Genomic DNA, 25,122 nt, shown 5'->3' with positions numbered 1-25,122 from the left:
AAAAGAAATATTAATCCTTTATATTTACAAAACGTATTTATCCACAAATAAAATATGACTTTAAAAGACAAACTCGCGGCACAACGCATTTATCTGATATTGGCAGCTTTATTTATCACGTCATTGGTAGTTTCCAACCTCATTTTTCAGAAGTTTTTTTATTGGTATCCCCTCCATATTGAAGTGTTCAATACCAAACTTTTTGAAATATCGGTGGGCATTCTTCCCTACCCAATCACCTTTTTGATTACCGACCTAATTAGTGAGATTTACGGCAAAAAAAGAGCGAACCAAGTGGTACTTACAGGAATTTTTGCTTCCGTATTTTCGTTACTGATTATTTTGGTGGCCAATGCAGTGCCCGCCACGTCTTGGTCGCATGTAAAAGATGATACGTTTGCCCATGTGTTTGGGAATTCAGCCATCGCCGTTTGCGCTAGCATGCTCGCCTATTTATTTGCCCAATTTATTGACATTCAAGTATACCATTTTTGGAAACGGCTTACCAAAGGCAAGCATCTTTGGCTACGCAACAATTTTTCAACTTGGTTCTCGCAGTTCATAGACACCTTTACCATTGTATTCCTCTTGTGCTCCTTTCATATCATTGAATGGACCAATTTTACAGGCCTATTGGTGTCAGGCGTTTTATTCAAAGTCATTGTAGCACTGTGCGACACACCATTTTTGTATTTGGGCGTTTATATCATGAAAAGACGGTTCCAACTGGAGGTAAACGAAGAACTCCAACTTGTCTAAATTCCTAAAGTTTTATTAAACATTTCAATCCCCAACCAATCTATAAGCAGATACGTATATCTTTACACAAACCTACTCAACACCTATGAAAAAAGTATTTAAAATTATTGGAATTATCATTGTTGTAATCATTGCATTGCTAGTTGCCATCCCATTACTGTTTCAGTCCCAAATCAAGGACATGATCAAAACAACCTTAAATGACAATCTGAATGCCAAGGTTGAATTCGAGGATGTTAACCTGAGTCTCATCAGCAACTTTCCGAAGGCTCATGTCACAATTGACAATTTATCCATTACCAATTTGGCGCCTTTTGAAGGCGAAACCTTAGCTTCAGTAAAATCTATTGCCTTGAACATGTCCATCATGGAACTTTTTAAGGATTTCGAAACCGAGCCACTTGCCATTAGCAGTTTTAGTATTGATGACGCTTTGGTGAATATTCTAACCGATAAAGAAGGGAACAGCAATTACGACATTGCCAAAGAAAGCGACACACCTTCCTCCGAAGACCCTTCCACAGAAAACAGTGGAAATTTCACAATCGACATTCAAGATTACAGTATCAGCAATACCAACTTGAACTATGTGGACGCCTCTTCAAACATGGAAGTACGTGTTGCCAACCTTAACCACTCTGGAAAAGGACAGTTCTCTGCGGAACGCTCACAATTGGACACCAATACAGACTTATTCATCAACTTCGCAATGGACAGCACCCAATACCTTTCTAACATGCATTTGAAACTTGATGCAGTTATTGGATTGGATTTGAAACAGAACATGTACACCTTTAAGGACAACAAAGGCTACATCAACGCTTTGCCATTGCAATTTGACGGTTATGTAAAACTGTTGGAAAATGCACAGGAATTGGACATTACGTTTGAAAACCCAGGATCTTCATTCAAGGATTTGTTGGCTTTGGTACCAGAAGCCTATGCCAAAGACTTAAATGGCGTAGAAACCAATGGAGATTTCAAATTATCAGGAATTGTAAAAGGTCAGCTTTCCGAAACCACGATCCCAACCTTGGATATTACCATGATTTCCAACAATGCGTCCTTTAAATATCCTGACCTACCAAAAAGGGTTGAAAACATCCAAATAAATACCACGGTTAAAAACAGCACTGGTAATCCGGACGACACGTATGTTGCCATCGATGCTTTGAATTTTAAGATTGACCAAGACATCTTTAAATCGTCGGCAACTATTAAAAACTTGACCAAAAACATGGCTGTAATTGCCAAAGCAGAGGGCACCTTGAATTTAGGAAATATCTCCAAGGCCTATCCTCTGCAATTGGAAGAGGAATTAAGTGGTATCCTAAAAGCCAACATTCAAACGGCTTTCGATATGAATGCTTTGGAAACAAATGCCTACGAACGCATTAAGGCCAATGGAAACTTAAATATTACAGACGTTGTATTTTCTTCGGAAAGTATGCTGAACCCTGTAGAAATTGCAAAGGCAGACCTGTCATTTTCTCCTCAAAGTGTTTCCTTAAATACCTTTGATGCCAAGACCGGCAACTCCGATTTTAAGGCCTCGGGAACTCTTAATAATTTTATGGGCTTTGTATTTAGCGAAAAGACACTTCAAGGGAATTTCAATTTGAGCTCTAACAAATTTGTAGTGAATGATTTTATGACAGAAGACACTTCTGTTGAAACGGAAACCCAAACAGAGCCACAAACTACGGAAACCCTAAAAATCCCAGACTTTTTGGATTGTAAAATTTCAGCCCAGGCCAATACTGTAGTCTATGACAACCTGAACCTTAAAAACGTTAAAGGAACCTTGACCATTAAAGACCAACAGGCGATTTTGTCTGATATGAGCAGTGATATTTTCCAAGGGAAGTTGGCAATTGACGGAACGGTTTCTACCAAAACGGAGACACCGACCTTCGATTTCAAATTAGGCGCTTCTAATTTTGACATTGCCCAATCCTTTAATGACCTGCAATTGTTTCAGGCATTGGCTCCAATTGCAAAAGCATTACAAGGACAGATGAATTCCAGCATCAATCTTTCTGGAGCGCTTAACAGCGACTTGGCTCCTGACCTGAATTCCGTAACGGGAAATGCTGCTATGGAACTTTTGACCTCTAAAATAGAGCCAAAAGAAGGCCCTGTACTGAACAAGTTGAAAGACGAAATGTCCTTTATAGATTTTGACAAACTGGATTTAAAGGATCTTAAAACCAAATTGGAGTTTGCCGATGGAAAAGTAAACGTAAAACCTTTCCATATTAAATATGAAGACATTGATATTGAAGTTTCCGGATCTCATGGATTTGACATGTCTTTAGCCTACAATACAGTCTTTAATGTCCCTGCGAAATATTTGGGAAGCGATGTGAATAAACTACTTGCCAAAATGGATGACAAGGATGTTAAAAACATGACCGTTCCTATTTCGGCTAATATTGGAGGGACTTATGCAAGTCCTAAAATCTCAACAGATTTGACCAGTGCCGCTTCCAATTTGACAAAACAATTGGTGGAAATGCAAAAAAACAAACTCATCAATTCAGGATCTGACCAAGTGAAGGATTTATTGGGAGGATTGATGGGAAGCAATTCCAAAGAAGAAACTCCTGATACTTCCAATAATGCAACAGGTGATAGCAGCAAAACAGAAGAAGCCATTACCGAAGGCGTAAAAGACATTTTGGGAGGCTTGTTTGGTAAGAAAAAAGAGAAATCCGACAACTAATATAAACTACTAAAATTAAACACCTTAAACTAGTTTCAATATAAATTATGTAAAGTTTTCATGTTTTACTTGCACAGTTCAATTAAAAAATTACATTGAGGGTTAACAAATTTAAATATCTATGATAAAAATTGTAATTAAAGAAGGCGAAAGTATTGAACGTGCATTGAAGCGATACAAGCGTAAGCACAGAAATGTCAAGGTGATGCAAAACTTAAGAGAGGGGCAATTTTTCACGAAGCCGTCCGTAAGAAGACGACGTGAAATTCAAAAAGCTTCTTATATCCAAAACTTAAGAGACCAAGAAGATATTTAATATACACGAGAAAGGCTACCCTAGGGTAGCCTTCTTTTCTATGTCTTACTTGTCTTGCTCTAGCCTATTGAGATATCAACTACCAAGCCTTCATTGGCACGCACGTTAAAAACGGTTTGATCTTCGAAGATGAGATACTGTCCCTTGATGCCAGAAAGCTTTCCGGTATAAGAAGGTGTTTTTGATAAATTTAAGCTCTTAGGCTTTTGTGGATATTGCACTACGGGAAACTCCATATCTGTTTCTGTATTGGACTCTATAATGTATTCCCTAGCTTCCTCTGGCACAAAAGGCAACAGACGTTCGCGCCATTCCACCAAATTTTCATCTACCACTTCATTTTTCAACATGGTACGCCAATTGGTTTTATCAGACACATGTTCTTTCAGGGCCACCTCAGTGATTCCCGCCAAATACCGGTTAGGCACTTCTACAATTTCAATGGCTTCATGCGCCCCTTGATCAATCCATCTGGTAGGCACTTGCGTTTTACGGGTCACTCCTACTTTCACGCTACTGGAATTGGCCAAATACACAATATGCGGTTGTAACTGAACTTTCTTTTCGTATTCCAAATCGCGATCTTCTTTTCCTAGATGCGCCATACTCAATTCTGGTCTCATTATCCAATCTGCAGCCTGCGGTACTTCAAAAAAGCAACTTTTACAAAACCCCTGTCTATAAATTGGCTTATCCAAGCCACAATTCAAACATTCATATTTCACAAACTGAATGCTTATCGTTCTATTTAGCAGTTGGTTTAGGTTTAAAAAGTCATTTTTAAACACCAAATAATATTGTATGGGATGGCCATACTCGGTCTCCATTTTTGTGAGAACTCCTTGGTAGGTCATAAAAAAAAATGTTATTTTTAGTTACTTTTTTTAAAGATACTGCAAATATGCCAATTCCTTTAGTAAATTCCATTGCCTCGTGGTTTTTAAAAAAACGATTTCATCAAATTGAGCTGTTTTTAAAATACCCCAACGAAGTACAAAATGAATTGTTATTGGATCTTATTACCATTGCCAAAGACACCGAATTTGGCAAAAAATATGATTTCGACTCCATCAAAAGCTATCAAACGTTTGCTGACCGAATTCCGATTTCTTGTTATGAGGATTATCAAAACGTGATAGAGCGTTCCCGTTTGGGTGAACACAATATATTTTGGCCAAGCCCAATAAAGTGGTTCGCTAAGTCCAGTGGCACCACAAATGCCAAAAGCAAGTTCATTCCTGTAAGTTATGAATCCTTGGAAGATTGCCATTATGCAGCTAGCAAGGACTTGCTGTGCATGTACCTCAACAACAATGAAGACTCGCAACTATTCACAGGAAAAAGTCTTCGATTAGGTGGCAGCAAGGAACTTTACAAGGAAAACGGCACCGTGTTTGGAGACCTATCGGCAATTTTGATTGACAACATGCCTTTTTGGGCCGAGTTTAGTAGCACTCCTAGCAGCAAGGTGTCGCTAATGAGTGACTGGGAGCATAAAATGCAGGCCATTGTAGATGAAACCATCAATGAAAATGTAACGAGTTTGGCCGGCGTCCCCTCTTGGATGCTGGTACTTTTAAATAATGTATTGGACACCACTGGAAAGAAAAGCATCACCGATGTATGGCCGAATTTGGAAGTGTATTTTCACGGAGGCGTGAGCTTTGTGCCGTATGTAGACCAGTACCAAGCCATCCTCCCTAAAAAGGACTTTAGGTATTACGAAATCTACAATGCCTCTGAAGGCTTTTTTGCCATTCAAGACCAAAACAATTCCAACGAATTATTGCTTATGTTGGATTACGGTATTTTCTATGAATTCATTCCTATGGACACTTACGGGACTCCTGAAGAAAAAGTCATTCCTTTAAGTGATGTTGAAAAGGACAAAAATTACGCCGTTGTTATTACTACCAACGCCGGTTTGTGGCGCTATAAAATTGGAGATACCATTAGGTTTACCTCTCTTAATCCATACCGCGTGAAAGTTTCTGGGCGCACCAAACACCATATTAATGTTTTTGGAGAAGAATTGATTATTGAAAATGCCGAAGACGCCCTTAAGGATGTTTGCCGACAAACCTCTTCTGAAATTGTGGAATATACCGCTGCTCCAATTTTCATGAACGGCCACGAAAAAGGCTCTCATGAATGGTTGATAGAATTTAAAACACCCCCGAAAGATCTAAATCGATTTGGTGAACTTTTTGACAGTGCCCTTAAATCATTAAACTCCGACTATGAAGCCAAACGCTTCAATAATATAACCCTAAACATGCCCAAAATCAATATCGCGAGAGAGCATTTATTTTACGATTGGTTAAAACAGCACAACAAATTGGGAGGCCAGCATAAGGTGCCAAGGTTATCCAACAATAGGGAGTATATGGATGAATTATTGAAATTGAATTTTTAAAAATTAAAACTTGCTTAAAAATCCGATTAACGCCAATTCAAAAATCCGCATAACGATTATTTAATTGCATTTGTCCAATAATCTGTCTCGTCATTTTTATCTTATACAAATGCTACTATATTTACATAGTTAATGTTGACAATTCTCCCTTAAAATTGTCATAATTCCAATGCAATTTTAGAACTCACAAAAGGGCGAACCTTTTTCAAAAAATAGTATTGCAGAATATTAATTATTGATCCAAATAGCAAAAAAGCCGCTCATTATGAGCGGCTTTTTTATTTCAATTTTATACTGATGATTAAGATACAGCCTTAAGCTTTTTAAGAGCCGTCTTGTTCAACTTATCCTCTGCATAACTTCTGGTCACGTTTAGCTTGTTATCATCGCTGCTAGGCATTTCAAACATGGCATCCGTTAGGATTTCTTCACATAAAGAACGTAATCCTCTAGCTCCAAGTTTGTACTCAATAGCCTTTTCAACAATATAATCAAGAGCCTCATCAGTGATTGTGAAGTCTATATCATCCATCTCAAACAATTTCTTATACTGCTTGATAATGGCATTTTTAGGTTCTGTTAAAATAGCGCGCAGAGTTGCAGCATCCAACGGATCCATATAGGTAAGCACCGGTAAACGCCCAATGATTTCAGGTATCAATCCAAAATCCTTTAAGTCTTTTGGGATGATGTATTGAAGCAAATTGTTGGCATCAACCTGATCATCGTCATGAGCTGCCTTATAACCAATAGCCGCCATATTGAGACGTTTTGAAATAATGCGCTCAATACCATCAAAAGCACCACCTGCAATAAACAGAATGTGCTCTGTATTCACTTCAATAAACTTCTGGTCTGGATGTTTACGTCCTCCTTTTGGCGGAACATTTACCACAGTACCTTCCAACAGTTTCAACAAGGCCTGTTGCACCCCTTCACCAGAAACATCTCTGGTAATTGAAGGGTTATCACTCTTTCTGGCAATCTTGTCTATTTCATCAATAAACACGATGCCCTTTTCAGCTTTCTCCAAATTGTAATCGGCAGCTTGCAACAAACGCGTCAATATGCTTTCTACATCTTCTCCAACATATCCTGCCTCCGTCAACACCGTAGCGTCCACAATAGCCAAGGGCACGTTGAGCATTTTGGCGATGGTTTTGGCCATCAAGGTTTTTCCGGTACCAGTTTGCCCAACCATGATGATATTACTCTTTTGGATTTCAATATCATCTTCGCTAGCAGGTTGTAATAAACGTTTATAGTGATTGTATACCGCAACAGACATCACCTTTTTGGTGTATTCCTGCCCAATGATATACTCGTCTAAAAAGCCTTTGATCTGCTGAGGCTTTCTTAGCATTAACTCTGTAGATAATTCGGAATTGTCACTTTGCTTGGACTCTTCCAAAACAATACCATGAGCCTGTTCGATACAACGATCGCAAATATGAGCATCCAATCCTGCAATCAGCAGATTGGTTTCTGGCTTTTTCCTACCACAAAACGAACATTCTAATTCTTCCTTTGCCATAAATTCAAAAATTCAATTTAAATATCAATGCGATATTTATACGTTACGGGCCAAAACCTCATCAATCATTCCATACTCCAAAGCTTTATCTGCTTTCATCCAGTAATCTCTATCACTGTCGTTATACACTTTGTCGTAGTCCTGTCCCGAATGTTTACTAATTATTTTATAAAGTTCTTCTTTCAAGGTCAAAATTTCGCGAGCGGTGATTTCAATATCACTAGCTTGCCCTTGCGCACCTCCCAATGGCTGGTGGATCATGACTCTTGAGTGGGTCAATCCGCTACGCTTTCCTTTTGCACCAGCACACAACAATACTGCTGCCATTGACGCTGCCATCCCTGTACAGATGGTAGCAACATCTGGCTTAATCAATTGCATGGTATCGTAAATTCCCAATCCGGCGTACACGCTACCTCCTGGAGAATTGATATATATTTGAATGTCCTTGGAAGCATCGGTACTTTCCAAAAACAACAACTGCGCCTGAATGATATTTGCCACTTGATCATTAATACCAGTTCCCATAAAAATGATGCGATCCATCATTAAACGTGAGAACACATCCATAGCCACGGCATTCATTTGGCGTTCTTCTATAATGTTTGGAGTTAAGTTGGTTGGGTACATACTGCTGATAATTTTATTGTAGTAAGTACTGCTAACTCCCTGATCTTTTATTGCAAACTTTTCAAATTCTGTTCCGAAATTCATATGTCTAATTGTTGTTAATAATTGATAAAACCTGAGGCTGTACAGGTGGAAATTGACCTGGATTTTTGAAGGTCAAAAAAAAGCGTAAAACCGATCAGTTTTACGCTCTAAATATAATCATTTATTCTGTAACAATTAAGAGTAAAACTCTTTTACGAAATCGTCATAAGTAATCTCTTTTACTTTAAGATTTCCTTCAGTTTTGTAAAGATCCAATAGTTTTTGGCTCATCAATTGCTCTGACAAACGCTTCACTTCATCTTGGTTAGACAAAATTCTAGCTGCAATGTTTTCCAATTCTTCATCAGCAGGATCCATTTGCCCAAACTGTGCCATTTGTACTTTGATCATTTCCTTGGCATGAGCTTTCAAATCTTCAAAAGTTACCTGAAGATTGTGATCTTGGATCAATTTACCTTCGATCAATTGGTAACGCATGCTCTTTTCAGACTTCTCATACTCTTCTTTAGCTTGGTCTGCATCCAATTGCTCTTCACCAGCAGTTTGGATCCACTTTTGCAAGAAGGCAGCTGGCAAATCAAACTTCGTATTCTCTACAAGATACTCAGTTACATCGTTCAACAATTTTTGATCACCTTGCTGAGCAAATTGCTTTTCAGAATCTACTTTGATTTTTTCTTTCAACTCAGTTACCGAAGTTACTACTCCTTTTCCAAATAATTTATCGAACAATTCTTGATCCAAATCAGCCAATTCTCTTGTGTTGATTTCAGTAACAGTGAAAGTTACGTCAACATCCAATCCATGAGCATCATCGTGAGATACTTTCAAGAAGTGCATTAAATCGTGATCGTCATTAAACAATCCTTTAGTGTTTAATGTAATGACATCTCCAACTTTAGCACCAACAAATTTCTTCTCGTTGGTTTTACCTTTCACTTTATCTAAAGTGATGGTAGCAGTGTTGTTGATTTCTTTTTCTTCGTTAGCGAATACCCCAGTAATTTCGTCATCTTTAGAAGCTTCCTCCTTAGACACCAATTTACCGTATTGCTTACGGATGTATTCCACTTGGTTGTCCAACATTTTCTCGTCGGCAACAATATTGTATTGAGTAATTGCTTTTTTAGATTTCAATTCTACGTCAAACTGAGGTGCTAGACCTAATTCGAATTCAAAAGAAAAATTGTCAGCATCCCAATCCAAATCATCCTGCGGCTTAGGTAATGGATTTCCTAAAACATCTAGCTTCTCTTCCGTAAGGTATTTGTTCAATGCGTCTTGCAACAATTTGTTAACCTCATCCACCAAGACAGCTTTACCATATTGTCTCTTTACCATGGTCATTGGCACATGTCCTTTTCTGAAACCAGGAATGTTAGCCGACTTACGGTAATCTGAAAGGATTTTCTCCACTTTATCGCTGTAGTCATCTTTAGAGATGTCTACTTTTACAACAGCATTTAATGCGTCAATGTTTTCTCTTGTAATATTCATTCTTGAATCGTATAAAAATTGGGTTGCAAAAGTACATATTTTTTGCAACTCAACAAAGTTTTAAGAGCTTGAAATTCAGTCTATTTTTTATCCTCATTTAAAACAGAGTACAATATAGATTCCAAGATAGACAAAAGGATACTGAACAAAATGGCCGTCCAAATACTGCTCACTCCAAAACCATCGATAAAGCTACTAGCCATGAGCACAATCAACGCATTGATTATCAACAAAAACAAACCGAGCGTAAAAATGGTAATAGGAAGGGTTAAAATTACCAAGATGGGCTTTACAATAGCATTGAGCAATGCCAATACAATGGCAACAATAATTGCAGAAGTGAAGCCAACAACCTCAACTCCCGGCAATAATTTTGCCAAAATCACAACGGCAACCGCCGACAATAAAATTCTGAGAACTAGTTTCATAAGATCGTATTTTTATTAAAAATACGAATATTATCCTACGAAATTAACAACGTATTCAAAAAACTCTTTTGGATTTTCGGCATGCAGCCAATGGCCGGCATTGGACACGGTTTCTATTTGGGCCTTAGGAAAATGCGCCTTGATCAAAGCTTCATCCTGAAGTGAAATATATTCAGATCTGTCACCTCTCAAAAACAAGGTGTCCTTTTCAAATTTAGCATGTACCGGCAGGGCTTCACCTACTTCACCTACATTAGCTTTCAACGCCTCCAAATTCAACCTTAAGGCCAACTGCCCTTTTTCCTTCCAATACAGATTCTTCAACAAAAACTGGCGTATACCAAAATCCGTTATATAACGAGACAAAGCCTCATCGGCTTCTCCCCTATTCGAAATCACCGAAAAATCCAATTGGCTCAAACCTTCCAAAATAGTGTCGTGGTGTACTGGATAAAACCTTGGAGAAATATCGGCAACAATCAATTTAGATACCAATTCGGGATATTTGGAGGCAAACATCATGGCTGTTTTCCCTCCCATGGAATGTCCCAACAAAACAACCTCCGAGAGATGGTGGGAAGTGATATATTCTTTTAAATCTTCAGTGAGTATCTCATAGTCAAACGCATCGGCATGGGGACTACGGCCGTGGTTGCGTTGGTCTACCAAATGGACCTCATAGCCTTCGTCACTAAATTTCTTTCCTAGGGTTTTCCAGTTGTCCCCCATTCCTAAAAAACCGTGTAAAATGATGAATGGACTTCCGCTTCCTATAATATTTGAGTGTAACTGCATCTTAAATGTTTCTTGATTATTACTCGGAATTATTTTAAGCGCTGTAAATACATTTGAATTACATTTTCAATACCCAAATACAAACTCTCCGAAATCAATGCGTGACCAATAGACACCTCCAACAACCCTGGAATGTTCTCTTTAAAAAACTTAATGTTATCCAACGACAAATCATGACCGGCATTGATGCCCAAACCAAGTTCATGGGCCAAAACCGCACATTCATTATAAGGTTTGATTGCGTCTTTATTTCCCAATCCATATTGGTGCGCATAAGCTTCAGTGTAAAGCTCTATTCTATCAGTCCCCGTAGCTTTGGCGCCTTCAATTTGCGCCATCACTGGATCTACGAAGATGGAAGTTCTAATGCCGTTTCGTTGGAATTCAGCAATAATATCCACTAAAAAATCCTTATGCTTTATCGTATCCCACCCGGCATTTGAGGTAATAGCATCTTCGGCATCTGGCACCAAAGTCACCTGGGTTGGTTTTACTTCCAAAACCATATCCATAAACTCTTTGATGGGATTTCCTTCAATATTGTATTCAGTATAAACAACAGGCTTTAAATCATACACATCCTGATAACGAATATGCCTTTCATCTGGCCGCGGATGAATAGTGACCCCTTGGGCTCCAAACTCTTGAACATCTTTTGCAAATTGCACTACATTGGGCACATCACCCCCTCTGGAATTCCTTAAGGTGGCAATCTTGTTTATGTTTACACTTAACTTAGTCATCTACTTTTTATTTGACCAACAAAAATACAAAGTCCTTAACGCTTTTTGTAGTTATTTTTAATTAATTTGCAGTAGTATACTTTGGAGCCATGTCTTTAGAACAGTACATAATCAATGATATTAAACCTTTAAGTCTTAAGAACAAGATCAGCGATCTTAAATTATTATTTAAAGAGCTTACCTATTCGCATATTCCTATTGAAGATAACACCGTGTATTTAGGATGTGTTTCTGAAACGGATGCACATTGTTTTGAAGGTTCCAAATTGGTTTCGGAAGTGAGATATGCCATTGAAGGCTTTTTTGTTCGTACCAGTACCAATTGGCTGGACGTCCTTGAGGCTTTTGCCAAACATGACAGCAACATCATGCCTGTATTAAATGAGAACAATACCTATTTAGGCTATTACGAACTCAATGACATTATCAACCTTTTCAACGAAACCCCATTTTTTTCTGAAGCTGGTAACATTTTGATTATAGAAAAAGGGATTCACGATTATTCCTTTAGTGAAATCAGTCAGATTGTAGAGTCCAACGATGGTAAACTTCTGGGGGCTTTCATATCCAAAATGGACAACGACTTGGTTCAGGTAACGCTAAAAGTTGGGCACGGTGGTCTTAACGACATCATGCACACTTTTAGAAGATACAGTTACAACATTATTTCAGGACACGAACAAGACTCCTACCTCGAAAACCTTAAGTATCGTTCTGAATACCTAAACAAATACCTTAACATTTAAGGCATGAAAATAGCCATTTACGGTCAGTTTTATAATAGCAATACCACATTTTGCATTGCTACCCTCCTCGATTTTTTAAAAAGTAAAAAAGCCGAGGTCTATGTAGAGCACTCTTTTTTTGAGATGTTGCAAAATGAACACAATATCAACCTTTACAATTTCGACACTTTTACCACACTTGACAATAGCTACGATTTATTGATCAGCATAGGTGGGGATGGTACTATACTAAGGGCAATTACCCATGTTCGTGATTGCAATATACCCATTGTAGGTATCAATACCGGTCGACTAGGATTTTTGGCAACCATCCAAACCGATGAAATAGAAAATGCACTAAACAACATTTTAATAGGTAACTACAAGATTTCCGAACGCATTTTGTTAAGCGTCACTACCGAGCCAGAAAACAAGGACTTAATTGAAACCAGTTTTGCCCTCAACGAAGTTGCGGTAAGCAGAAAAAACACCACTTCCATGATCACCGTGGAAACACATTTGGATGATGAATACCTTACTTCCTATTGGTCTGACGGGCTGATCATTTCCACACCTACAGGATCCACAGGATATTCCTTAAGTTGTGGCGGACCGGTAATTATGCCCGAAGCCCACAATTTAGTAATCACTCCTATCGCACCGCACAACCTTAACGCAAGGCCCTTGGTAATTTCAGACGACACCAAGATCCAATTAAAGGTAGACGGACGAGAAGATCATTATTTAATTTCCTTGGATTCCCGCATTACCACCTTGCACAATTCCACCGTGGTAACCATCAAAAAAGCGCCCTTCACTATTAAAATGGTAGAGCTTGTACACGAAAGCTTTATAACCACCCTAAGGAAAAAATTACTTTGGGGTGAAGACAAAAGAAATTAGGCAATAAATCCCTGTAAATACTGTTTAACTGTAAGACAATTTGTTTCAAATTGTTATAGGCTAATCATATTTATTATATTTGCAAACTTTGAAAAACCTATGAGGTATTTAATTCTCCTTTTTTTAAGCATGTTTCTTTCACAGTCCCTAAGTGCTCAAATTTATGAGGTTGGGGTATTTGCGGGAGGCAGCAACTTTATTGGCGATGTTGGCGCAACCAATTACATCTCTCCAAATTCACCTGCTTTTGGGGGCATTGTAAAGTGGAACCGCAGCCCTAGGCATTCCTTTAGACTATCGTTAATCTATACTGATTTGGAAGCCGACGACAATAAATCGGATGACCCAAGACGTAAGGAAAGAGGTTTTGCTTTCTCCAACGGACTTTTAGAAATAGCTGGTGGGATGGAATTCACCTTTTTCGACTTCAACCTTCACGAAAGTGGCACACAAGTAACACCTTACCTTTTTACAGGGATGAGTGTGGCAAAACACGATAATTTTTATTTCTTGTCCAATGGTGACCTTGTTGAAGAGGGCACCAGCAGTTGGGCATTTGGAATCCCTATCACCCTTGGTATAAAAACCAACATTACTAGCAGCTTTGTATTAGCCCTGGAAGTTGGCGCTCGTTATACCTTTTCGGATGAATTGGATGGTAGTGTTCCAGACTTTGACAATGACAGCAATCTAGGATTTGGAAATACAAACAGTAACGATTGGTATGTGTTTTCAGGAATCACCCTTACCTATACGTTTGGGCAAAAACCTTGTTATTGTAATTTTTAAAATGAGTAGAAAAGACCAAATAAACACCAACAAACTTCCCAAACATGTCGCCATTATCATGGATGGTAATGGCCGATGGGCAAAACAACAAGGATTTTTAAGAGCCGTAGGGCACGAAAACGGCACCAAAGCGGTACGACAGGTTGTAGAGGCCAGTGCCGAACTTGGCATTGAAAACCTAACCCTGTATGCATTTTCTACCGAAAATTGGAACCGACCAAAACTGGAAGTACAAACCCTGATGAAGCTTTTGGTTAAGTCCCTCAAGAAGGAAATAAACACCCTACAAAACAACAACATACGCCTTAATGCCATTGGAAATTTGAATGACCTTCCAACCAATGCCAAGGCGGAACTTTTGGAAGTTATTGACAAAACCAAAGAAAATTCAAGAATGACCCTTACTTTGGCTTTAAGCTATGGCTCTAGGGAAGAATTGGTGAGTGTGGTTAAAAAAATAGCGGATAACGTTAAAAATAATATAATTTCTCCCGAAACTATTGACGAATCAATTATAAATAAGCATCTTTACACGCAAAATTTGCCTGATGTAGACCTGCTTATTAGGACTAGTGGGGAGCAGAGAATAAGCAATTTCCTATTGTGGCAAATTGCTTATGCCGAATTATATTTTACCGATATATTGTGGCCTGATTTCAGCAAGGAAGATTTATATGAGGCTTTGATCAATTATCAAAACAGAGAACGACGATTTGGAAAAACCAGTGAACAACTTAGCTAAGAAACTACTTTTGAAAACATACCTACATTCAATTTTTATTGCACTATTTCTTTTCTGTTCAAGTGTAAACACAGCTCAAAACAATTTCAACACTGGTACATCCTACATCATTGAAGACATTTCCGTAACTGGAGACACTAACTTTAGTGCCAATACCGTAATCTCTTATTCTGGCTTAAGAAAAGGTGAAGAAGTTACCATTCCTGGTGAAAATATCTCTAAAGCCATTAAAAAGCTTTGGGACTCCAACCTTTTCAGCAGCATTGATATTTATTTAGTAAAAACCGAAGGTAATTTGGCCTATTTGGAGATCCACTTAGTGGATTTACCAGAACTTAATGAAGTTACTATCAACGGTATCAAGAAATCAAAAAAAGAAGAAGTCATCAACGAAAACAAGTTGACCAAAGGGGTTAAGGTTACCGAAAACCTTATCACCACCACAAGAAACTACCTGACTTCCAAATATAAAAAGGACGGATTTTTGAACACCAAAGTGAACGTAATCACTAAGGAAGTTCAGGATTCCATCCAAAAAAGCCGTGTCGATATGTTGGTTAACATCGACAAGGGGCAAAAAGTAAAAGTTAAGAGCATCGAGTTTACTGGCAATGACAAAATTGCGGACGAAAAGCTTAGAAAAGCAATGAAAAACACCAAACAAAAGAACTTTATTAGGGTGTTAAAACGTTCCAAATTTATTGATGCCGACTATAAAGAAGACCTTGTAAGCGTAATCGATAAATACAAAGAAAATGGATATAGAGATGCCAGAATCATCTCGGATTCCATCATCTACAATAACGACAAAACCATTTCCTTATTAATCGATTTGGAAGAGGGTGAACAGTACAAATTCGGAAAAATCACCTTTGTTGGAAACAGTGTGTACACCGACGAGCAACTGCACAGCATCCTTAGAATTAAAGAAGGAGACACTTACAATGGTGTGGAATTGAGAAAGCGTATTGCCGACGATACCAAACCAGACGGTTTGGACATTACAAACCAATATCAAAACACAGGGTATTTGTTCTCTACAATCAACCCTGTTGAAGTAAGTGCCGACGGGAACATCATCGATATGGAAATAAGAATTTCCGAAGGAAAACCAGCTTATTTCAACGAAGTTTCCGTATCCGGAAATGACAAAACCAATGACCGCGTTATCTACCGTGAATTGCGTACCAAACCGGGGCAATTGTACAGTAAGGAAAATGTGATCAGAACCATTCGTGAACTTGGGCAGTTGGGCTTCTTCGATGCACAGCAGATTACCCCAAACATGAAAAACTTCAATACCGTAGATGGTACGGTGGATATAGAATATCAAGTTGTAGAAAAAGGATCCAGCCAAATTGAACTTCAAGGAGGTTATGGTGGTGGAGGTTTCATTGGAACCTTAGGATTATCGTTCAACAACTTCTCCATGAGAAACATCTTCAACAAAGATGCCTATAAGCCGGTTCCAATGGGAGATGGACAAAGTTTGGCCTTACGCTTACAAGCCAGTAGATTTTACCAAACCTATAGTTTCTCATTTTCCGAGCCATGGTTAGGAGGAAAACGTCCATTACAGTTCTCTACCTCTATCTCACACACAAAGCAATTCTTGTACAACTATGAAACAAGAGATGCCGACAAGAACAAACGTTTTAACATTACAGGGGTTTCTGTTGGGCTTTCTAAACGTTTATCTGTTCCGGATGATTACTTCCACTTGTCTCAAGCTTTAAGTTTCCAACATTACGACTTAAAGAATTACAACACGGGGTTATTTACCTTTGGAGACGGATATTCAAACGGTTTTGCCTACACTATTGGTTTGAGCCGAAACAACACTTATACCGACCCAATCTACCCAATGGGAGGTTCTAGTTTTGCCATTACTGCAAAATTATCTCCTCCGTATTCATTGTTCAGCAAAGTAGACTATGCAGAACTTAAAGATGAGCGCGATTCTTTGGATCCAACAGATTCAGATGACGCAGCCCGTATAGCGGAAATTGACCAACAACGTTTCAATTGGTTGGAGTACTACAAAATAAAGTTTAAAGGAGATTGGTATACGCGTATCGTTGACAAATTGGTATTACGTTCAGGGTTGGAATTTGGTTTCCTAGGAGCCTACAACCAAGACAGAGGAATTATTCCTTTTGAGCGTTTCTTCCTTGGTGGAGATGGTTTAGGAAACTACTCTTTGGACGGTAGAGAGATCATTCAATTAAGAGGATATCCAAACCAATCTATCAGACCAGTTGAAGAAGATGGTTCCATTACAGATGATGGTGCTTCTATCTATAACAAGTTTTCTTTGGAATTACGTTACCCTATCACTTTGGGTGCACAGGCAAAAATATATGCCCTTATGTTTGCCGAAGGTGGAGCAGCGTTTAGCGAATTCCAAAGCTACAACCCGTTTGAACTTAAACGTTCTGCTGGTGCAGGATTGCGTATTTTTATGCCTGCTTTCGGATTGTTAGGAATTGATTTCGGTTACGGATTTGATCCTGTACCTGGTTCCACTGGAAGCAATGGTTGGGAAACGCACTTTATTATTGGTCAACAATTTTAACTTTGGCATGATATTTTCTAATATCTGTCAGAAGGATTTAGCATGACTGTTAAAATTTTTCAGAATATATTTCGTTAATTTGGAAAAGCTAAATTCAAATGGCGGAATCAACACAAAATCTGTCATTTTAAAGGTTTAGAGAAAAGATCAATAAATCACAAAACAACAACAGATGAAGTATAGAGTTCTTTTTTTAATGATAATGATAGGTCTAAGTAGCTTGGTCTCCAACGCCCAGAGAGGTGTGCGAGTTGCCTACATAGATACCGAATACATCTTGGAAAACGTTCCCGAATATCAAGAAGCTTCAAATCAATTGGAAAAAAAGGCTCAGGAGTGGAAAGCAGAAATCGAGCAACGTTTGAATGTGGTGGATCAAAAAAAGAAACAACTCGACAATGAGCGTGTCCTTCTTACCAAAGAACTTTACGAAGAACGTTTGGAAGACATTTCATTTGAAGAACAGGAAATCTTAGATTATCAACAAAAACGTTTTGGACCGGAAGGCGATTTGATTACGCAAAAGCGCCAATTGATTCAGCCTATCCAAGACCAGATATTTGCCGCGGTTCAGGAAATTGCAGCCAATAAAAAGTACGATTTCGTATTTGATAAGTCAGCCGATTTGGTAATGCTGTACTCTGCCGAAAGATATGACATCAGTGAATTGGTCATCCGAAGCATCACGAGAGCATCCAAACGTACCCAAGCTCAAAACAGAGCAGAGCGTAGAGCTGCAGAAGATGAAGAGGTGGTACCGGAAATCAATGAAGAGTTGGAAGAGCGTGAAGCAGCCTTGGAAGCCAAACAGGCCGCAAAGGCAAAAGAAATTGAAGACCGAAAAGCTGCGCAACAAAAAAGACGCGACTCTCTAGAAGCTGCTGCCGAAGCTAGAAGACAAAAAATCTTGGAAGAAAGAGCCAAAGCCAAAGCTGAAAGAGATAGTATAAGAGCTGCAAAAACTGGAAAACCTACCGAAAAGGACAGTGATGCCCAAAAAGAAGGCAGCGACAATGTAGATGAAAATGGAAGTGAGCAAAGTGAAACGGGAGAAAAAACCGCTGAACAAATTGCTGAAGAAAAAAGACAACAAAAATTAACCGAAAGAGAAGCTCGCCAAAAAGAGCTTGAAGAACGCCGTCAACGCATTCTGGCTGAACGTGAAAAGGCCAAGAAAGAACGGGAAGAACAAACAAAAGCAAAAGATAGTACAGGAAATTAACCACAATAACATTAATATTTAAACACGTAATACTTTAAAAATGAAACAATTTAAGACCCTTTTATTTGCAGCCGTACTTTTTGTTGGAGCTACGAGTTTCTCAGTTGCACAAAGTAAAGTTGCTCATATTAACACAACTGACTTAGTTGAAGCAATGCCGGAAATGAAAACTGCTCAAGCAGAAATTGAAAAACTAACTAAGACTTACGAGGCTGAAATTAAAACCATGGCTACAGAGCTTCAAAACAAAATGAAGCAATACCAAGCTGAAGTAGACACCAAAACAGACGAAGAAAACGCTAAAAGAGCTCAAGAAGTACAAACTATGGAGCAAAGCATTCGTCAATATCAAGCGCAAGCACAACAAGACCTTCAAAAGAAAGAAGCTGAATTATTGAAGCCAATTTTCGATAAAGCAAAAGCTGCCATCCAAAAAGTAGCAAAAGCTCAAGGTTTCAACTACGTGTTAGATTCTACTCAAGGTGGAGGCGTATTGGTTGCTGATGGCAAAGACCTTTTACCAGACGTTAAGAAAGAATTAGGTTTCTAAGCCATTCACAAAAAAATTAAAAAAAGCCGCTTTACCTAAGCGGCTTTTTTATTTTTGTATCGATGAGTAAACAACCTATTGGTATATTCGATTCCGGTGTTGGCGGAACTTCTATTTGGAAAGAGATCCAGTTGCTCTTGCCCGATGAAAACACCATCTATTTGGCTGATAGCAGCAACGCTCCCTATGGCACCAAAACCAAACAACAGATCATAGACCTTAGTTTTAAAAACACAGAATTCCTATTAAACAAAGGAAGTAAACTCATTGTGGTGGCCTGCAACACGGCTACGACAAATGCCATCAAATTGCTTCGCAGTACCTTTGATGTGCCATTTATAGGAATTGAACCTGCCATCAAACCTGCTTCGCTAAATACCCATACCAAAGCAGTTGGTATTTTGGCAACCAAGGGAACACTTTCAAGCGAACTTTTTCATACCACTACCAATCTATACAGCAATGGCATAAATGTTATTGAACAAGTTGGAGATGGCATTGTTGAATTGATTGAAAGTGGAAAGATGGATTCTGAAGAAATGGAAGCCTTATTGAAAGGATATTTGCAACCTATGATAGATGCCAATGTAGACTATTTGGTGCTAGGTTGCACCCATTACCCCTATTTGATGCCGTTACTGCTTCAAATCCTTCCTAAATCGGTTAAAATCATCGATTCGGGTGCAGCTGTCGCAAGACAAACCAAGGCCATCCTGCAACAGCACCATTTATTAAATACTGAACCTACAAAAACGTCCTACGATTTCTACACAACAGGAACACCTCAAGTCATGGAATCGCTGTTAGGAGAGAACTACAAAGTCCAGCACATTTCACTTTAGGCCTCTTGGAACCAGCTAGAGTATTTCACGTAATTGTTGGCAATTCTATCAATTTCTCCGGAAATTAAATCTTCGCTGATATCCTTAACTTTTTTAGCGGGAACACCGGCATAAATACTCCCCGATTCCACTACCGTATTTTTGGTCACCACAGCACCAGCAGCAATGATACTGTTACTTTCAATCACACAATCATCCATCACAATGCTTCCCATACCAATCAACACATTATCGTGAACAGTACAACCATGAACAATGGCGTTATGTCCAATGGACACATTGTTCCCGATAGTTGTAGGTGACTTTTGATAAGTGGCATGAATTACAGCACCATCCTGGATGTTTACCTTATCCCCCATTTTTATAAAATGAACATCTCCGCGAATCACCGCATTGAACCAAACACTACATTGCGAGCCCATGCTCACCTCTCCAACAATTGTGGCATTTTCGGCCACAAAACAATCCTCAGGAACCTGAGGAAACCTTCCGTTTACGGGTTTTATAACTGGCATATTTTTTTATTTGATGACGTTTAAAAAACGTAGAATTATTTAAAATAAGATAGCAGATCTGATTTTTTGGAGGCCGAAACCATGATTTCCTTACCATTGCTCAACACAACACTTCCTCCCTTCCCTTTTACATATTTAGTGACTTCATTTATATTCACTAAATAGCTTTTATGGACTCTTACAAAACTACTACCTATTAGGGCATCCTCAAAGTATTTTAGCGTTTTACTTACCAGTTTTTTTCGGTTGTTATCAAGGTAAATTTCAGTGTAATTGTCATCGGCTTTGCAGTACAAAATATTGGCTGTATTTAAAACTTCAAACCCATCCTGTTGGGGTATTGTAATCTTCCCATTAACCCCATTGGTTTTAGGAACCAACACCTGATCTTGTAGTGCATTTTCCTTCGTTTTTACTTCGGTAACATAGTCTACCGCTTTGATAAGTTCGTCTATAGAAACCGGTTTCATCAAATAATAAGACGCATGGGCATTTAAGGCATCGATGGCATAATGATTGTAAGCCGTAACAAATACTGTTTCAAAGCTAATATCTCCTACCCTATCCAATAAATCGAAAGCATTACCATACGGCATTTCAACATCCAAAAACACCAAATCCAAAGCTTGATTTCTTATCAACACCAGCGCTTCCTCAACATTGGCTGCTTCACCTAAAACTTCCACATTGGGACAATACTTTTTTAGATAATTCTTTAAAATCTCCCTGCTGGTCTCTTCGTCCTCAACAATAATGGCTCTTAGTTTCATAATGCTAGAATTTGGTTGTTTTTATATCTTATGAGATGTACTTTAATCGTCCTAATCCTTTTTCAGGGTAACTACCACTTTAGTCCCTGAATCTTCTTCCTGCTGAAAGTCCTCAATCCTTACATCAATTTTATCCTTGTACATGTCGTTTAGAATGGAAATTCGCTTTTTGATATTGTCCATCCCTTTACTCTTTTGCTGCTGTTGTCTTTCCGTTTTCAGTGCTTTGGAACGCTCCCTTCCTATACCATCATCTGCAATGGTAATACCTATTTCGTCCTCGCTTACCTTGTCTATGGCAATAGATAAATGACCTTTTTCATTTTTATAGCGCAAACCGTGCCACACTGCATTTTCTATATAAGGCTGTAACAACATAGGCGGAATTTTATAATCCCCAACATTAATTTGGTCATCCACGGTAATGCTATAATCAAACTTGTCCTTGAACCTAAAATGCTCCAATTTGGTATAGAGTTCTAGTAATTCAATTTCCTTCTGCAGTGGAATAAAGTCTTCCTCACTGTTTTCCAGGACAGCCCGCATCAAATAAGAAAAATCACTTAAATATTTGTTGGCGGTACGCTCATCATTCAAGGCTATAAAACTGTTTACCGAGTTCAAAGCATTAAAAATAAAATGTGGATTCATTTGACTCCTCAAAGATTTTAATGCCAGTAAATTATTTGCCAAACGTTGTTGCTTGATGTATTTGAACATGAAATAGGCCGTCACCAAAAGCAATACAACTCCAAACACCAAGGAATAAATGATCAATTGTTGGCGCTTGTTGCGCTCGTTGGAAAGCTGGTATTTACTTTCAGATAATTGTCGGTCACTTTCCAAACTATTAATCCTATTTTGCTTTTCAATAATACTCCTGTTGAAACGTGCCAACTGCGAAATTTCCTGTTCCTTTTTAATGTAAAGTTCATCTACCGCTGCGGTGTACTCCTCAAAAGTTTTCCTGGCTTTGTCAAAATCTCCTGCATCGGCATATACATCAGACAATTTACGAGTGGCATCCTTTTTCACCACCAAATCTTCCTTGTCATCCGCTTCTTTGATACTTCTTTCCAAATAGGAAATGGCACTGTCAAAATCCTTCTGAAGAAAATAGGCATTTCCTATCTTATAATTCTGCTTTTGCGGTGTAAGCGCACTTTCATTGTCTATTATAGAATCTTGAAGTTGAATATCTGATATATCGTCCAGAGCCTCTTTCCTTAACTTGATTTCATCGGAATAGTTTTGGTTTTCACTATTAAATTCCGCCACGGTTATTTTCTCTTCCACCGCTCTTTTCTTATTCTCCTTCGAAGCCAGATTTAATGAATTATCAAATAATTTTTTAGCCTTTTGTACTTCCCCTTGCGAATTATAAGCCTGTGCAATTTTGGAACTCAAGTCCGTAACCTTTGGAGTAATTAAATGCTCTTGAGCAACCTGAAGTCCCTTTTTATAATTCAATATCGCTTTGGAATATGATTTTGTGTTGTAATAAGTATCTCCCAAGCCTTCAAAGTACACCACCTTCCGAAAGGCCTGTAAACTAGCAAAATCAATAGTTCCATAAACATCCAAACTTTCCTGATAGTTCTTATTTAATCTATAGGCATCTCCCAATTTTAACTGAACCTCATTCGATTTGTAATTTTGAAGACTAATTCTATAATTGCTCACAGCTAAATCATATTGCTTCCAAGCTTTGTAAATATCTGCCAAGGTTTCATAGGCTTCGGCACTTTGGTTTACCGAATAACTTTCCTTGAGCGCCTCTGTCACAAACTGAATGGCCTTTTCGGCATCTTGTTTGGCGTACACGTTGGCAGAATCAATTAACTGCTTAAAAGCCTTGGAATCCTTTTTTTGATATCGACTGCTGACAAGTGATGGGCTTACAGGCTCCACCTGTACCAAGATGCGATCTTGACTCACGATGGTGTAATAAACCGTTTCAAAATCTTTGTGCCGAATTGCCAATTCATCACCAATTTTAACTTGGATTCTAAATTCCCCGTTACTGTCGGTTTTGGTATAGCCTCCTCCATTTACCTCTATATTCACTTTTGGAATGGGCTTGTAAGTATCCTTTTCTTCCACTTTTCCTTTAACAGTAAAAGTTTGTGTATCCTGTAGTAATTGATTTTGACCAATTGTGAACAAAGAAGTCAAACAAAATAGCAGTATAAAAATGTATTTAAAAATTGCGGCCATTTAAAAATATTCAATGTATAAACATACTCACTTTAATTGGCATTTTAAAACTGAAAACTTCACATTGCAGATTCAAAACACATCATTTAGATTGGCTTGCTCACCTAAGGTTCCTTCTCACTCAACCAACAATACTATTCCCTAATTCTAGATTGAATAAGAAAAAAGTTGGGCATAGATTTAAAGTTCAAATCAAAAAACAACAAGATTATGAAACCATTTCTCAAGCCTTTCCTATTGGCTACAAGTGTTGCTGTGATGTGCTCCTGTAATGCCAACAATTCAAAACCAATTTCAAATAATTTAAGCGTCTCTTTTCACAACCCCGCCCCCCTCAACCAAGAACAATATATCAAAGTGGCCTTGTTACTGGATACAAGTAACAGTATGGATGGACTCATTGACCAGGCCAAAGCACAATTGTGGAAAATTGTCAACGAACTCTCCTATGCAAAATGCAATGGCAACAGCCCAAAACTTCAAATTGCCCTATATGAATATGGTAATGACAACCTGGATGCTGATAATGGATATATAAGACAAATTCTTCCCTTCAGTGACGATTTAGATGACATCTCAAAACAATTGTTTTCTCTCACCACAAATGGAGGTCAAGAATATTGTGGTCAAGTTATCCAAACGTCCCTTAGCGAACTGCAATGGGGCAATAATCAAGATGATTTAAAGCTCATTTTTATTGCAGGAAACGAACCTTTTACCCAAGGCCCTATCAGTTACAAGAAAGCGTCTGAATTAGCCATAGAAAAACACATTACGGTGAACACCATTTTTTGTGGTGATTATAACCTAGGAATAAATACCTATTGGAAATCGGGTGCCGATGTTGGCCATGGCAATTATATGGCTATTGACCATAACCGACAAACTGTTTATGTAGCCACTCCATTTGATAGTGAAATCCTTCAACTCAATCAAAAACTAAATGGAACTTATGTGGCTTATGGTAATATTGGGAAGGAGAAAATAAAGGAACAGAAGATTCAAGACACAAATGCAGCTGCTTTAGGGGAAGCAAGTCGCGTAAGTCGAACGGTGAGTAAAAGCACTCACCTATACACAAATTCCAACTGGGATTTGGTGGACGCTGTCTCAAATGAAGAATTAAAACTTGAAGATTTAGAATCCTCCGAATTACCAGAAGAATTAAAAGGTAAATCTACATCTGAAATCAAGGCTTATGTCGCTGCAAAGGAAAAGGAGCGTAAAGCTATACAAGAACAAATACAGCAACTCAACAAAAAGCGACTGCAATTCATTGAAGCAAACAAAACTGAAGAAGGTCAAAATTTGGAGGAAGCCATGGTCACTGCCATTAAAACACAAGCCAAAAAGAAAAACTACCAATGGTAGAGTATAAGCTGCC

General features: G+C 38.4%; 23 protein-coding genes. 13 read left to right on the top strand and 10 right to left on the bottom strand.

Annotated features, from left to right (window positions below):
- The first annotated feature begins 54 nt into the window (after positions 1-54).
- The 3 genes from ZA06_RS14240 (at position 55) to rpsU (ending at position 3,800) form a co-directional block, all read left to right on the top strand.
- Positions 55-759: a queuosine precursor transporter gene (locus ZA06_RS14240; RefSeq protein WP_053978165.1), complete on the top strand. Its 705-nt coding sequence runs from the start codon at positions 55-57 to the stop codon at positions 757-759.
- 85 nt (positions 760-844) lie between these two features.
- Positions 845-3,484 carry an AsmA family protein gene (locus ZA06_RS14235; RefSeq protein ID WP_053978164.1) on the top strand — a complete coding sequence of 880 codons (2,640 nt, stop codon included), beginning with the start codon at positions 845-847 and terminating at the stop codon, positions 3,482-3,484.
- Between the two features lie 121 nt (positions 3,485-3,605).
- A complete protein-coding gene (gene rpsU / locus ZA06_RS14230; protein WP_053978163.1) occupies positions 3,606-3,800 on the top strand; it encodes a 30S ribosomal protein S21 in 195 nt (64 codons plus the stop codon).
- A gap of 59 nt (positions 3,801-3,859) precedes the next feature.
- On the opposite strand, the gene ZA06_RS14225 is transcribed toward rpsU, so the two are convergent.
- Complete coding sequence (locus ZA06_RS14225) at positions 3,860-4,654, bottom strand: DUF2797 domain-containing protein (RefSeq protein WP_053978162.1); 795 nt, start codon at positions 4,652-4,654, stop codon at positions 3,860-3,862.
- A 47-nt stretch (positions 4,655-4,701) separates the two neighbouring features.
- On the opposite strand from ZA06_RS14225, the gene ZA06_RS14220 reads away from it, so the two are divergent.
- Positions 4,702-6,216, top strand: coding sequence for a GH3 auxin-responsive promoter family protein (locus tag ZA06_RS14220; protein WP_053978255.1), 1,515 nt, complete (start codon positions 4,702-4,704; stop codon positions 6,214-6,216).
- A gap of 301 nt (positions 6,217-6,517) precedes the next feature.
- Here ZA06_RS14220 and clpX read toward each other — a convergent pair whose 3' ends face one another.
- The 6 genes from clpX to ZA06_RS14190 all read right to left on the bottom strand — a co-directional run bounded on the left by clpX (position 6,518) and on the right by ZA06_RS14190 (position 11,888).
- The gene (clpX, locus tag ZA06_RS14215; RefSeq protein WP_053978161.1) at positions 6,518-7,750 is read right to left on the bottom strand and encodes an ATP-dependent Clp protease ATP-binding subunit ClpX; all 1,233 of its coding nucleotides are present in this window, start codon (positions 7,748-7,750) and stop codon (positions 6,518-6,520) included.
- 36 nt (positions 7,751-7,786) lie between these two features.
- Positions 7,787-8,464, bottom strand: coding sequence for an ATP-dependent Clp endopeptidase proteolytic subunit ClpP (gene clpP / locus ZA06_RS14210; RefSeq protein WP_053978160.1), 678 nt, complete (start codon positions 8,462-8,464; stop codon positions 7,787-7,789).
- A 135-nt stretch (positions 8,465-8,599) separates the two neighbouring features.
- Complete coding sequence (tig, locus tag ZA06_RS14205; RefSeq protein ID WP_053978159.1) at positions 8,600-9,922, bottom strand: trigger factor; 1,323 nt, start codon at positions 9,920-9,922, stop codon at positions 8,600-8,602.
- Between the two features lie 80 nt (positions 9,923-10,002).
- Positions 10,003-10,350 (bottom strand): phage holin family protein, encoded by a 348-nt coding sequence (locus ZA06_RS14200; protein WP_053978158.1) that lies wholly within the window; start codon positions 10,348-10,350, stop codon positions 10,003-10,005.
- A gap of 30 nt (positions 10,351-10,380) precedes the next feature.
- A complete protein-coding gene (locus ZA06_RS14195; protein ID WP_053978157.1) occupies positions 10,381-11,145 on the bottom strand; it encodes an alpha/beta fold hydrolase in 765 nt (254 codons plus the stop codon).
- 29 nt (positions 11,146-11,174) lie between these two features.
- A complete protein-coding gene (locus ZA06_RS14190) occupies positions 11,175-11,888 on the bottom strand; it encodes a pyridoxine 5'-phosphate synthase (protein ID WP_053978156.1) in 714 nt (237 codons plus the stop codon).
- 89 nt (positions 11,889-11,977) lie between these two features.
- Here ZA06_RS14190 and ZA06_RS14185 point away from each other — a divergent pair, with 89 nt between their 5' ends.
- From ZA06_RS14185 to murI, 8 genes are all read left to right on the top strand, one after another.
- Positions 11,978-12,634 carry a CBS domain-containing protein gene (locus ZA06_RS14185; RefSeq protein ID WP_053978155.1) on the top strand — a complete coding sequence of 219 codons (657 nt, stop codon included), beginning with the start codon at positions 11,978-11,980 and terminating at the stop codon, positions 12,632-12,634.
- A 3-nt stretch (positions 12,635-12,637) separates the two neighbouring features.
- Complete coding sequence (locus tag ZA06_RS14180; protein WP_053978154.1) at positions 12,638-13,516, top strand: NAD kinase; 879 nt, start codon at positions 12,638-12,640, stop codon at positions 13,514-13,516.
- A 99-nt stretch (positions 13,517-13,615) separates the two neighbouring features.
- Positions 13,616-14,305: a type IX secretion system protein PorG gene (gene porG, locus ZA06_RS14175; protein ID WP_053978153.1), complete on the top strand. Its 690-nt coding sequence runs from the start codon at positions 13,616-13,618 to the stop codon at positions 14,303-14,305.
- 1 nt (position 14,306) lies between these two features.
- Positions 14,307-15,047, top strand: a complete 741-nt coding sequence (locus tag ZA06_RS14170; protein ID WP_053978254.1) for an isoprenyl transferase — start codon at positions 14,307-14,309, stop codon at positions 15,045-15,047.
- Positions 15,019-17,622, top strand: coding sequence for an outer membrane protein assembly factor BamA (bamA, locus tag ZA06_RS14165; protein ID WP_053978152.1), 2,604 nt, complete (start codon positions 15,019-15,021; stop codon positions 17,620-17,622). The genes ZA06_RS14170 and bamA overlap by 29 nt, the downstream gene beginning before the upstream one ends.
- Before the next feature lie 172 nt (positions 17,623-17,794).
- Positions 17,795-18,844 carry an OmpH family outer membrane protein gene (locus ZA06_RS14160; RefSeq protein WP_053978151.1) on the top strand — a complete coding sequence of 350 codons (1,050 nt, stop codon included), beginning with the start codon at positions 17,795-17,797 and terminating at the stop codon, positions 18,842-18,844.
- Positions 18,845-18,884: 40 nt separating this feature from the next.
- The gene (locus ZA06_RS14155) at positions 18,885-19,394 is read left to right on the top strand and encodes an OmpH family outer membrane protein (RefSeq protein ID WP_053978150.1); all 510 of its coding nucleotides are present in this window, start codon (positions 18,885-18,887) and stop codon (positions 19,392-19,394) included.
- Between the two features lie 62 nt (positions 19,395-19,456).
- Positions 19,457-20,236, top strand: coding sequence for a glutamate racemase (murI, locus tag ZA06_RS14150; RefSeq protein ID WP_053978149.1), 780 nt, complete (start codon positions 19,457-19,459; stop codon positions 20,234-20,236).
- Here murI and ZA06_RS14145 read toward each other — a convergent pair.
- Genes ZA06_RS14145 through ZA06_RS14135 form a run of 3 tightly spaced genes read right to left on the bottom strand, consistent with a single transcriptional unit; the run spans position 20,233 to position 23,738 of the window.
- Positions 20,233-20,751, bottom strand: coding sequence for a gamma carbonic anhydrase family protein (locus ZA06_RS14145; protein WP_053978148.1), 519 nt, complete (start codon positions 20,749-20,751; stop codon positions 20,233-20,235). The two genes, murI and ZA06_RS14145, sit on opposite strands and share 4 nt — an antisense overlap.
- Before the next feature lie 35 nt (positions 20,752-20,786).
- Positions 20,787-21,521: a LytR/AlgR family response regulator transcription factor gene (locus tag ZA06_RS14140; RefSeq protein WP_053978147.1), complete on the bottom strand. Its 735-nt coding sequence runs from the start codon at positions 21,519-21,521 to the stop codon at positions 20,787-20,789.
- A 51-nt stretch (positions 21,522-21,572) separates the two neighbouring features.
- Positions 21,573-23,738: a tetratricopeptide repeat-containing sensor histidine kinase gene (locus ZA06_RS14135; RefSeq protein WP_053978146.1), complete on the bottom strand. Its 2,166-nt coding sequence runs from the start codon at positions 23,736-23,738 to the stop codon at positions 21,573-21,575.
- Positions 23,739-23,948: 210 nt separating this feature from the next.
- On the opposite strand from ZA06_RS14135, the gene ZA06_RS14130 reads away from it, so the two are divergent.
- Positions 23,949-25,109 (top strand): vWA domain-containing protein, encoded by a 1,161-nt coding sequence (locus tag ZA06_RS14130; protein WP_053978145.1) that lies wholly within the window; start codon positions 23,949-23,951, stop codon positions 25,107-25,109.
- Positions 25,110-25,122 lie beyond the last annotated feature (13 nt).

The organism is Mangrovimonas xylaniphaga (assembly GCF_001280435.1).
GTDB lineage: Bacteria > Bacteroidota > Bacteroidia > Flavobacteriales > Flavobacteriaceae > Mangrovimonas_A > Mangrovimonas_A xylaniphaga.
Note: the sequence above shows the minus strand (reverse complement) of the source record. Positions and strands in the feature narration are given on the sequence as shown.